We start from the raw sequence: 12130 nt of genomic DNA, 5'->3' as shown, positions 1-12130 counted from the left end.
CAGTGAGAATCTGATCCGCCGAAAACCTAAGGGTTCCTGAGGAAGGCTCGTCCGCTCAGGGTAAGTCGGGACCTAAGGCGAGGCCGAAAGGCGTAGTCGATGGACAACAGGTGGAAATTCCTGTACCACCGTAGCCGTTATGAGCAATGGAGTGACGCAGAAGGATAGTGACGCGAGCTGATGGATGCTCGTCCAAGCAGTGAGGCTGGTTAGTAGGCAAATCCGCTAACCGTAAGGCTGGGCTGTGATGGGGAGGGAAATTTAAGTACCGAAGGTCATGAGTTCACACTGCCAAGAAAAGCTTCTAGCCAGGCGAAGGTGCCCGTACCGCAAACCGACACAGGTGGGTGAGAAGAGAATTCTAAGGCGCGCGGAAGAACTCTCGTTAAGGAACTCGGCAAAATGACCCCGTAACTTCGGGAGAAGGGGTGCCTCGGTAGGGTGAATAGCCCGAGGGGGCCGCAGTGAAAAGGCCCAAGCGACTGTTTAGCAAAAACACAGGTCTGTGCGAAGCCGCAAGGCGAAGTATACGGGCTGACGCCTGCCCGGTGCTGGAAGGTTAAGAGGAGTGGTTAGGGGCAACCCGAAGCTATGAATTGAAGCCCCAGTAAACGGCGGCCGTAACTATAACGGTCCTAAGGTAGCGAAATTCCTTGTCAGGTAAATTCTGACCCGCACGAATGGCGTAACGACTTGGGCGCTGTCTCAACGAGAGATCCGGTGAAATTTTAATACCTGTGAAGATGCAGGTTACCCGCGACAAGACGGAAAGACCCCATGGAGCTTTACTGCAGCTTGATATTGGACTTTGGTACGATCTGTACAGGATAGGTGGGAGCCTTTGAAGCCTGAGCGCCAGCTTGGGTGGAGGCGCCGTTGGGATACCACCCTGATCGTATCGGAGTTCTAACCTAGTACCGTGATCCGGTATGGGGACAGTGTCAGGTGGGCAGTTTGACTGGGGCGGTCGCCTCCTAAAATGTAACGGAGGCGTTTAAAGGTTCCCTCAGAATGGTTGGAAATCATTCGCAGAGTGCAAAGGCATAAGGGAGCTTGACTGCGAGACCTACAAGTCGAGCAGGGACGAAAGTCGGACTTAGTGATCCGGTGGTACCGAATGGAAGGGCCATCGCTCAACGGATAAAAGCTACCCTGGGGATAACAGGCTTATCTCCCCCAAGAGTCCACATCGACGGGGAGGTTTGGCACCTCGATGTCGGCTCATCGCATCCTGGGGCTGAAGTAGGTCCCAAGGGTTGGGCTGTTCGCCCATTAAAGCGGTACGCGAGCTGGGTTCAGAACGTCGTGAGACAGTTCGGTCCCTATCTGTCGCGGGCGTAGGAAATTTGAGAGGAGCTGTCCTTAGTACGAGAGGACCGGGATGGACGTACCGCTGGTGTACCAGTTGTCTCGCCAGAGGCATCGCTGGGTAGCTATGTACGGAGGGGATAAGCGCTGAAAGCATCTAAGCGCGAAGCCCCCCTCAAGATGAGATTTCCCAGTATGTAAGACCCCTTGTAGACGACGAGGTTGATAGGTTCGAGGTGGAAGTGCGGCAACGTATGCAGCTGACGAATACTAATCGGTCGAGGGCTTAACCAAAATTCCTGAGTATAGTACTTTACGTGAAGTTTCGTATCTAGTTTTCAAGGCGCAAACAAACGCTTTGACTGTTTGGTGATGATGGCGGAAGGGATCCACGCGTTCCCATCTCGAACACGACCGTTAAGCCTTCCAGCGTCGATGGTACTTGAACCGCAGGGTTCTGGGAGAGTAGAACGTTGCCAAGCAATTGAAAGAGCCTTACATGGAGAAATCCAGGTAAGGCTCTTTTTTTGCATTGAATTGGTGACCGCAGCCCCCATCTAAATCGCTCAATGAGAAAAATGCAGCAAAGGCAGACTGGCGACACGTAGTAGAATGTTGGTAAATCGAGCAGTAGTAACAGCTTTTATTTGAAATACTCTCGAATAAATCCCTAGGTAAGGTCAACAATAGTAAGGTTCACATAAGGCTATCGGATTTGTAGGGAGAGACATTTTAGAGCAGTACTTGTCAAAAAGAAAGGAAATGATTATAATTTAGTTAAGGTCAAAGAAAGTCAAAGTCAATTTACTTCTAGAAATCTGGGAGGCCGAATTGATGCGCAATGTATCAGAAATTATTGAACAGTATTTGAAGCATGTCTTGCAACAAAGTACGGAAGGGGCTATCGAGATTCAACGGAACGATTTGGCGGACCAGTTTCAATGCGTACCATCTCAAATCAATTATGTCATTAGTACAAGGTTCACCTTGGAAAAAGGCTATGTGGTGGAGAGCAAACGCGGCGGCGGCGGTTATATTCGGATTCAGAAGATCGAGCTCAAGAGTCATGGATCTATTCTAGATCACATTTTCCGTACGATTCATACCCACATTGATCAAGTCACCTCAGAGGGGCTCATTTATCAATTGCAAGAGGGGCATTATATTTCCACCAGAGAAGCTAACCTGATTCGTGCAGCGATATCCAGAGATGTATTGACCTTTAAACTCCCGCTGCGCGATGAAATTCGGGCCAAGATTCTTAAAGCAATGCTGATATCCTTGCTTAGCAGATAAGGAGGCAGATGGAATGGTTTGTCAGGAATGCGGGAAACGACCGGCGACTCTTCACTTCACGAAGATTGTGAATGGAGACAAGAACGAGTTCCACATTTGTGAGAATTGTGCCCGCGAGAAGGGCGAGATGATTCCAGGAACATCGAACGGCTTTTCGATTCACAATTTACTATCAGGCTTACTTGATTTTGAACCATTGTCCGCGGCGAAGTCTCAGGCAATTCGCTGTGATAACTGCGGTCTTACGTACTCGCAATTCAGCAAATTAGGTCGGTTTGGTTGTGGGTCCTGTTATCAAAGTTTTTCAGTCAAACTAGACCCTCTTTTCAAACGAGTGCATGGGAATATCGTGCATGTTGGGAAAGTTCCCAAGCGAAGTGGCGGTATCATTCAAAGCAAGCGTGAAATCGATCTTTTGAAGAAAGATATGATGACCTGTATCGAGAGCGAAGAGTTCGAGCAGGCTGCTCAGATACGTGACCAAATTCGTGAAATTGAGAAGAAAATTGCGGGTATGTGAGTTTGTAAGGGAGTGTGAATCCAGTGACATTACAGCGGTTTACAGGAGATGCTTTGAGTGAATGGATGAAGGGTGAGGGGCCAGAGTCGGATATTGTCATAAGCAGTCGGATCCGTATTGCTCGTAACCTGAGAGATTATCCATATCCCATGCTCGCGACCAATCAACAATCACAGGAAGTGCTGGAACAGTTATCTGGTGTTCTTGAGAATGAAGAGTTGGAAACGATAAGCAACTTCTCGCTCATTCCACTCGCGGAGCTAAATGAGCTCGAGCGAATGGTGCTAGTGGAGAAACATTTAATTAGTCCAAATTTAGCTAACGAATCCAGAAATGGGGCCGTTATTTTAAGCGATAATGAGTCGATCAGTATCATGATCAATGAAGAGGATCATCTTCGCATACAATGTTTATGTCCTGGTTTCCAGATTAAAGAGGTTTGGGATCTGGCGAACCAGATTGATGATATTTTTGAAACACAGATGGATTACGGATACGATGAAAAAAGAGGCTACCTAACGAGCTGCCCGACTAATGTCGGCACAGGGATTCGCGCTTCTGTAATGATGCATTTGCCTGCACTAGTACTTAGTCAGCAAATTAATCGTATTTTATCCGCTGTTACACAAGTTGGGTTGACGGTTAGAGGATTATATGGGGAAGGTAGCGAAGCTTTAGGTAATCTATTCCAAATCTCTAATCAAATTACGTTAGGTCAATCGGAAGAAGAGATTATTGATAATTTATATAGTGTGGCGAGGCAAATTATAGAGCATGAACGCGCCGCGAGACATAAGCTATTGCAAGAGTCTAGAATGCGTATCATTGATCGTGTGAATCGATCCCTTGGTATTCTATCCTATGCGGGGATTATGGACTCTAAGGAAGCGGCACAGCGACTGTCAGATGTACGCCTGGGTATCGATCTAGGTATCATCAACAATGTATCCCCTCATGTTCTCAATGAATTATTGGTCATGACGCAACCTGGTTTTCTTCAGCAATATGCGGGTGAGAAGCTGAATGCGGAAGAGCGAGATATGCGACGGGCGGAACTGATTCGTGAGAAGTTTGGCAGGGTATAAGAAAGAAGAAGTGAGAACACCTCTATCGAGGCCATTCAGAGATGAGCGACCGCGTTTAGAGGTAGGTTTTATCATCAATTAGAAAGATGTTTTCGGGAACCGAAAACTTATACTCTCTAATGTGGTAAGATAAGATTCATCCTTTAGGAATTCCATAGATATACTACTTTTGGAGGTGTTCGCTATGATGTTTGGCAGATTTACGGAACGTGCGCAGAAGGTGCTTTCTCTTGCTCAAGAGGAGGCTGTTCGATTAGGACATAACAATATTGGAACAGAGCACATTTTACTAGGACTTATTCGTGAAGGTGAAGGCATTGCTGCTAAAGCACTCGTTGCGCTCGGCTTAGGTCTTGAGAAAATTCAAGATGAAGTTGAATCTCTAATTGGCAGAGGGCAAGAACAGCCGACCAACATCGCGTATACACCTAGAGCTAAGAAAGTGATCGAACTTTCAATGGATGAAGCAAGAAAATTAGGTCACACGTATGTGGGGACTGAACATATTTTGCTCGGACTTATCCGTGAGGGTGAGGGTGTAGCTGCAAGAGTTCTTAATAATCTTGGGGTTTCCTTGAATAAGGCACGCCAGCAAGTTCTTCAACTGCTAGGCAGCAGCGAAACGGTGTCACCTAGTCATGGTACCAATCCAAATGTGAACACGCCTACATTGGATGGTCTGGCAAGAGATCTGACTGCGTATGCCAAAGAAGGGCATTTGGACCCAGTTATCGGCCGTAGCAAAGAGATTGAGCGTGTGATTCAAGTATTGAGTCGCAGAACCAAAAACAATCCTGTACTAATCGGCGAACCAGGGGTTGGTAAAACAGCCATTGCAGAAGGCCTTGCACAGAAAATCATTAACAATGAAATTCCGGAAACGTTGAAAGATAAACGCGTTATGACGCTTGATATGGGTTCTGTTGTTGCAGGAACGAAGTATCGCGGTGAATTCGAAGATCGTCTCAAAAAAATCATGGATGAAATTCGTCAAGCTGGCAATATCGTATTGTTCATTGATGAGCTTCACACCTTGATTGGTGCTGGCGGAGCAGAAGGTGCTATTGATGCTTCTAACATCCTGAAGCCGGCACTTGCTAGGGGAGAGCTTCAATGTATTGGTGCTACAACGCTAGATGAGTACCGCAAATACATCGAGAAAGATGCTGCACTTGAGCGTCGTTTCCAGCCGATTACGGTAGACCAACCATCACCTGAAGAAGCCGTGCAAATCCTTTATGGTTTGCGTGATCGCTATGAAGCGCATCACCGTGTGAAAATCACAGATGCCGCGATTCAAGAGGCTGTAAAGCTGTCGGATCGTTACATCACAGATCGTTTCTTACCGGATAAAGCGATCGACTTGATCGATGAAGCGAGCTCCAAGGTTAGATTGCGTTCGTACACAACACCGCCTTCCTTGAAGCAGCTTGAAAGTAAGCTCGAGAACATCCGTAAAGAGAAAGATGCTGCGGTTCAAAGCCAAGAGTTTGAGAAAGCAGCAGGACTTCGTGATACGGAGCAAAAGCTTCGCGAAGAACTAGACTCCACGAAGAATGAGTGGAAGGAAAAGCAAGGTCGTTTGGATACGGAAGTTACACCAGATGATATTGCACAAATCGTAGCGAGCTGGACGGGAATCCCGGTTAGCAAGCTTGCTGAAGAAGAAACAGATCGCTTGCTCAAGATGGAAGATATCCTTCATGAGCGCGTCATTGGACAAGAAGAAGCAGTGAAAGCTGTGAGTCGTGCGATCCGCCGCGCAAGAGCAGGTCTGAAAGATCCGAAGCGTCCGATGGGCTCCTTCATTTTCTTAGGACCAACAGGTGTTGGTAAAACCGAGCTTGCACGCGCACTAGCAGAATCCCTCTTCGGTGATGATAATGCGGTTGTTCGTATCGATATGTCCGAGTACATGGAGAAGCATTCGACTTCCCGTTTGGTAGGGGCGCCTCCAGGGTATGTGGGTTATGAAGAAGGTGGTCAGCTGACGGAGAAAGTTCGCCGTAAACCTTATTCTGTCGTCCTCCTCGATGAAATTGAGAAGGCACATCCAGAAGTATTCAACATTCTGTTGCAAGTTTTAGAGGATGGTCGTTTAACGGATTCCAAAGGTCGTACCGTTGATTTCCGTAATACACTAATCATTATGACTTCCAACGTCGGCGCGGACATGATTAAGAAAAACTCCTCGCTTGGCTTCACAGCTGCACTTGATGCTGGAAGAGACTATACGAATATGAAAGATAAAGTCATGGGCGAGTTGAAGAAAAGCTTCCGTCCTGAGTTCCTTAACCGGATCGATGAAATCATCGTATTCCACTCTTTGGATGAAGCACACATTGCACAAATCGTTAGCTTAATGGCTGATGATCTGCGCAAGCGTCTGAAAGAGCAAGAGGTTGATTTCTTGTTAACGGATAAAGCGAAGATGTTCCTGGCCAAGGAAGGATTTGATCCAACCTATGGTGCGCGTCCATTACGCAGAGCGATCCAGAAGCATATCGAAGATCGCTTATCGGAAGAATTGCTGAGAGGCAATATTTCCAAAGGTGATTCACTCACGATTGATGAGAATGAAGGCGAACTGGTTGTCCTTAAGGGCGAAGGCGTCACATTAGCGAAATAAGAGAAAGTGAAGAAGCATTTCACTTCATCCGATGAGGGTGGAGTGAAATGCTTTTTAATTTCAAATAATATGTTTCACATTATACAACGGCAATATTTCTGAATAATCGCTTCCTGTCCTATGAGGACGGTGTAGTCGTTTATTTTGTTTCAGCACTTTCATGAGAAACATAAAAATGGTAAACTTTATTGGTAAGGATAACCAAAAAGGGTATCCCCATGTTAAGGAGTAATTTCTTCTATGAGTAAACAAAAAACCAAATTTAGCTGTCAAGAATGCGGCTATGATTCACCGAAATGGATGGGCAAATGCCCAGGTTGTCAGTCATGGAATACGATGGTGGAAGAAATTGAAACAGTCGTTCGTACGCAGGGTATGACATCTTCTATCCCCAAAACGAAAGAAAAAGCGATCCCCATCATACATATAGAAAGCAGCTCTGAACCCAGAGTTGTCACGAGCAACAAAGAATTAAATAGGGTCCTAGGTGGAGGTATTGTCCCTGGGTCACTCATCCTCGTTGGTGGAGATCCGGGTATCGGGAAATCAACCTTGCTTTTGCAAACGTCCTTCGAGCTCACACAAGCCCAGCAAAAAGTCCTTTATATATCTGGAGAAGAGTCCATTAAGCAGACCAAGCTTCGTGCCGATCGCTTAAACGCGTCATCTCCGCTGCTATACGTTTTATGTGAGACGAACCTCGAACTTATCGAGGAAGCTATACAAGAGACGAATCCTGACTTTCTCGTCATTGACTCGATCCAAACGGTATTTCACCCGGCGATTACTTCGGCACCCGGAACCGTATCGCAGGTTCGAGAATGCACAGGCCATTTTATGAGAATAGCTAAGGGTAAGGGAATTGCAACGGTCCTAGTCGGGCATGTGACGAAGGAAGGGGCAATAGCGGGGCCTAGAATGCTGGAGCATATGGTCGATTGTGTGCTCTACTTTGAAGGGGAGCGACATCATTCCTATCGTGTGTTAAGAGCGGTGAAGAATCGTTTTGGTTCAACAAATGAAATCGGTATTTTTGAAATGCAAGAGGTTGGTCTCGTAGAAGTTAACAATCCATCAGAGTTGTTTCTATCGGAAAGGCCGCTAGGCGTGGCTGGATCAGCCGTTGTTGCTAGTATGGAGGGGACGCGTCCTGTCTTGGTGGAGATTCAAGCACTCGTCTCCTCGACGAATTTCCCTTCGCCGAGAAGGATGGCAACGGGTGTTGATCATAATCGCCTTTCTTTAATTATTGCGGTATTAGAGAAACGGATGGGTATGTTTTTACAAAATCAAGATGCTTATCTCAACGTAGCTGGTGGGATCAAGCTTGATGAGCCTGCCGTGGATCTGGCAATTGCGATTAGTATTGCATCCAGTTTCCGGGATCAACCGACGCAACCATTTGATGCTGTGTTCGGTGAAATCGGTTTAACAGGTGAAGTCCGCGGCGTATCTCGGATTGATCAACGTGTGAAGGAAGCAGAGAAGCTTGGTTTCCGTAGAATTATTATGCCTGAGAAAAGTTTAAAGGGGTGGACACATCCGAAAGGGATGGAGATTATTGGGGTAAACACGGTGGCAGAGGCATTGAAAGCCGCGCTTGGTTAGCGTGAGTTCTGCAAGCTATAAGCCTTCAGGAGGAAAATGATGAGTAAAGAAGAGATGAAACGAGATGTGATGAGCCAATTGCTCCAACTGGTAGCACCTGGTACGCCATTTCGTGATGGTTTGGAGAATGTCTTACGCGCCAAAACAGGTGGACTGATCGTTGTAGGTTTCAGTTCCGAGGTAACTGAAATCGTGGATGGCGGATTCTCCATAAATTGCGACTTTTCGCCTAACTATTTATATGAGCTTGCCAAAATGGATGGTGCTATTATCCTCAGCGAAGACATCAAGCGTATCCTTTATGCGAACACGCAATTGATTCCGGATTCCTCCATTTCCTCGTCTGAAACGGGGATTAGACACCGAACAGCGGAGCGTGTGGCGAAGCAAACAAATAAATTAGTTGTTTCCATTTCACAGCGGCGGAATGTCATTACGCTTTATCAAGGTAATTTAAGGTATGCGCTGAAGGATATCGGCGTCATCCTGACCAAAGCGAATCAAGCGATCCAAACGTTGGAGCGATACAAGGTTGTTTTGGATCAGTCATTAACGAATCTGAGTGCATCGGAGTTTGAGGAACTAGTCACTCTGCATGATATTACCAATGTCATTGCAAGATTTGAAATGGTCTTACGCATCAAAGCAGAAATTAATCGTTATATTAACGAACTTGGCAATGAGGGACGCTTAATTAGCATGCAATTAGAAGAACTTGTAGGGAATGCGGAACTTGAGGCGCGTTTGCTCGTAAAAGATTATGTAAGAGAATTATCTGAGGAAAGAGTCAAAGAGATGCAGGCTGGTTTGAAGCGTCTGTCATCGGATGAGCTGCTAGAGCCCCAGCAAATTATTCGCTTGCTAGGGTATTCTCATACCAATTCGATTGCTGAAGAGCCGGTTTCCCCACGTGGCTTCCGTATTTTAGGCAAAATTCCGCGGTTACCATCCATCATTATTGGTAATCTAGTTGAGAAGTTTGGCTACTTGCCGCACATGATGATGGCGACGATCGAGGAATTGGATGAAGTTGACGGAATCGGAGAAGTGAGAGCCCGCGCCATTAAGGAAGGTCTCAAAAGAATTCAGGAACAAGTGTTCATTGACAGACATATTTAAAGTGGATACAATCATAAAGTATCATTGTTAAGGTTTCATGTAGTCAAGTTTAGGGTATAGTAAATCCAGAGGTGGACAAAAACATATGTTAACAAAATCAATTCCCAGTCTCTTTACAGTAGGGAACTTATTCCTAGGCGTACTATCGATTATCCTAGCCTTTAGTGGAGAACATGGCATCGCTGCCGTGCTTGTCATTGTCGCTATGCTATTGGATGGACTCGATGGACGTGTTGCGAGAGCGTTGAACGCTCAAAGTGAGTTCGGTAAAGAATTAGACTCCTTATCCGATGTGATCTCTTTCGGTGTCGCTCCTGCTTTCATCATGTATGTAGTTGCATTTAACGATCCTACCGTCATTAGCCCAGCTTTTGCTTGGATTGTAACGGCGATCTTCCCGATCTGTGGAGCGCTGCGGTTAGCTAGATTCAATGTTGTTGCCGGTACGCCTGGCTATTTCATCGGTTTACCGATTCCAGCAGCAGGCGGTGTTCTTTGTACGTTAGCTCTTTTCGTGAACGATATTAACGTCTATGTACTTCTTGTAAGTACAGTTCTATTGTCATACTTAATGGTCAGCACAGTGAAATATCCGAATTTCAAAAAGGCGGGTATTCCAAAAGCTGCGATTTGGATTACACCAATTATCGTTGCAGCAGCTATCTTGATTGCAATCAAATGGCCAGAATCCATTTCCAAAATGATTTTCGTACCACTTCTGATGTATGCTCTTTATGGCTTAAAAAAAAACGTTGATGGATACTTCATCCGTCTCCGTAATCTTCGCAGAAAGAACAAAAGACGTGGCGTGGACGACACAAATTCAGTGAACTCTGACGTGTAAGCACATTGTTCGAAAATAAAAAGCATTTATTTTCTCCTGATCTTCAGGAAGAAAATAAATGCTTTTTTTGTTTTCATCATCATGACATGTTGAATAGGCCCAGTGTTGTACATTTCTTTGATTCATTCTCAACGACTTGCTCCAAATTAATATCAAGAATGTTGCTTAGCGCAGACATGTAGAAGAGATTCCTTCCTAGTTCGCTACTAACGACCTCAATGCATTGTTCACATAAGTGGCCAGATACATGGGTGCGAAGAACATCCTTAGCCTCATCCAAGGTCATCTCTGGATGATACTCTTGCTTGGCTGCATGGACCTGGATACATCCACATTCAGTAATGGATTTCACCACGGAGCGGTTGGCAGCTGCGCCTGACTGTTGAAATTTGGATAAGACATCAAGCAGACTGCGGTGACGGAGTAACAATTCAGACACTTGATCTTGAAACTGCTTTAAAGTCAAGGAGCTCATTCCATCCACCTCTGGTAGGTTGGTAACTTCCATTTCATTATAATGGATGCCCTCTAATATTTCAATTTTCCGACTAAAGAAGTGATTAACGTTGCATAAATTGGAACATAATTGTAATAAGGCTCAAAAAAAGTTGATGCAGGAGGTGAATCTGTGATGAAGAAATGGGTACAAATCATTTTAGCCATCATGGGTGGCAGTTTAGGTTATAGGTGGAGCGATTCGTTCCTACAAGCGACGGATGTGACAAGTCATGCAGGACAAGTATTTTGGATTAATAGCTTATGTGCAGTAGGGATGTTTTTGATTTCAGCGTGGGTAGCTAACATTGGCATGAACTTGCTGATGAGAGGTGAGCGCAATGTCACGGATATTCCCGTGTCGGACTTGCTTTCAGGTACACTAGGACTCGTGATTGGGCTATTGGTTTCAGTCATGTTATTTCCCGTGCTTGAGCAAGCCAAATGGGCAGGGCCATTCTTACCTTTCCTCGTTTCGGCTGTATTGGGCGTTATGGGCTTCCGTATCGGTTACAGCAAGCGGGAAGAACTTGTGCAGGTCATTGCGAAGAGCCGATCTGGCGGTCCTGAGAAGCAGACACATCGTCCGTACGAGGAACATAAGATTTTGGACACGAGTGTCATCATCGATGGTCGGATCGCAGATATTTGCAAGACGGGATTTATCGAGGGGACCCTGGTTATTCCGGAGTTCGTACTAGAGGAATTGCAGCATATTGCAGACTCATCAGATCTACTGAAGCGAAACCGTGGACGTCGCGGACTGGACATTTTGAACAAAATCCAAAAAGAACTTGAAGTGAAGGTCCTCATTTATGAAGGCGACTTCGAAGAAATTGCCGAAGTGGACAGCAAGCTGGTGCGCTTAGCCAAAGTGCTTCAAGGGAAAGTAATTACGAACGATTTTAACCTAAATAAAGTATGTGAACTACAAGGTGTGTCTGTGCTTAATATCAACGATCTTGCGAATGCGGTGAAGCCAGTTGTCCTACCGGGAGAAGAAATTATTGTTCAAGTCATTAAAGACGGCAAGGAACATGGACAAGGTGTAGCTTATCTCGATGATGGTACGATGATCGTTGTCGAAGGCGGACGTGATTTCATCGGTATGACGCTGGAAGTGATGGTAACGAGTGTGCTTCAGACGTCGGCGGGGCGAATGATTTTTGCCAAACCAAAACTATTGGAAAAAGCACAGTAAAACCAGTATGATAAGGAGATGTAAC

Annotated in this window: 9 protein-coding genes and 2 rRNA genes (1 of these 11 only partly in view); 10 read left to right on the top strand and 1 reads right to left on the bottom strand. The window is 45.7% G+C overall.

The window, feature by feature from the left end:
- From ACSQ8P_RS33640 to pssA, 9 genes are all read left to right on the top strand, one after another.
- A 23S ribosomal RNA gene (locus ACSQ8P_RS33640) occupies positions 1-1602 on the top strand (it extends 1313 nt beyond the left edge of the window).
- A gap of 71 nt (positions 1603-1673) precedes the next feature.
- A 5S ribosomal RNA gene (gene rrf / locus ACSQ8P_RS33635) occupies positions 1674-1790 on the top strand.
- Positions 1791-2142: 352 nt separating this feature from the next.
- Positions 2143-2604 (top strand): CtsR family transcriptional regulator, encoded by a 462-nt coding sequence (locus tag ACSQ8P_RS33630; protein WP_056618373.1) that lies wholly within the window; start codon positions 2143-2145, stop codon positions 2602-2604.
- A 13-nt stretch (positions 2605-2617) separates the two neighbouring features.
- Entirely contained in the window at positions 2618-3124 is a 507-nt protein-coding gene (locus ACSQ8P_RS33625) for a UvrB/UvrC motif-containing protein (protein ID WP_056618372.1), read from the top strand.
- 23 nt (positions 3125-3147) lie between these two features.
- Entirely contained in the window at positions 3148-4209 is a 1062-nt protein-coding gene (locus ACSQ8P_RS33620; protein WP_436239108.1) for a protein arginine kinase, read from the top strand.
- 184 nt (positions 4210-4393) lie between these two features.
- Positions 4394-6838, top strand: a complete 2445-nt coding sequence (gene clpC / locus ACSQ8P_RS33615) for an ATP-dependent protease ATP-binding subunit ClpC (protein ID WP_436239107.1) — start codon at positions 4394-4396, stop codon at positions 6836-6838.
- Between the two features lie 240 nt (positions 6839-7078).
- A complete protein-coding gene (gene radA, locus ACSQ8P_RS33610; RefSeq protein WP_436239106.1) occupies positions 7079-8446 on the top strand; it encodes a DNA repair protein RadA in 1368 nt (455 codons plus the stop codon).
- Between the two features lie 39 nt (positions 8447-8485).
- Positions 8486-9565 (top strand): DNA integrity scanning diadenylate cyclase DisA, encoded by a 1080-nt coding sequence (gene disA / locus ACSQ8P_RS33605; protein WP_082595602.1) that lies wholly within the window; start codon positions 8486-8488, stop codon positions 9563-9565.
- 85 nt (positions 9566-9650) lie between these two features.
- Positions 9651-10409, top strand: coding sequence for a CDP-diacylglycerol--serine O-phosphatidyltransferase (pssA, locus tag ACSQ8P_RS33600; RefSeq protein WP_436239105.1), 759 nt, complete (start codon positions 9651-9653; stop codon positions 10407-10409).
- Positions 10410-10488: 79 nt separating this feature from the next.
- On the opposite strand, the gene ACSQ8P_RS33595 is transcribed toward pssA, so the two are convergent.
- Complete coding sequence (locus ACSQ8P_RS33595) at positions 10489-10884, bottom strand: DUF1573 domain-containing protein (RefSeq protein ID WP_065858819.1); 396 nt, start codon at positions 10882-10884, stop codon at positions 10489-10491.
- Between the two features lie 153 nt (positions 10885-11037).
- Here ACSQ8P_RS33595 and ACSQ8P_RS33590 point away from each other — a divergent pair, with 153 nt between their 5' ends.
- Positions 11038-12105, top strand: a complete 1068-nt coding sequence (locus tag ACSQ8P_RS33590; protein ID WP_436239104.1) for a PIN/TRAM domain-containing protein — start codon at positions 11038-11040, stop codon at positions 12103-12105.
- Positions 12106-12130 lie beyond the last annotated feature (25 nt).

Origin of the sequence: Paenibacillus sp. LjRoot153 (genome assembly GCF_964253085.1) — a bacterium.
Lineage (GTDB): Bacteria > Bacillota > Bacilli > Paenibacillales > NBRC-103111 > Paenibacillus_E.
Note: the sequence above shows the minus strand (reverse complement) of the source record. Positions and strands in the feature narration are given on the sequence as shown.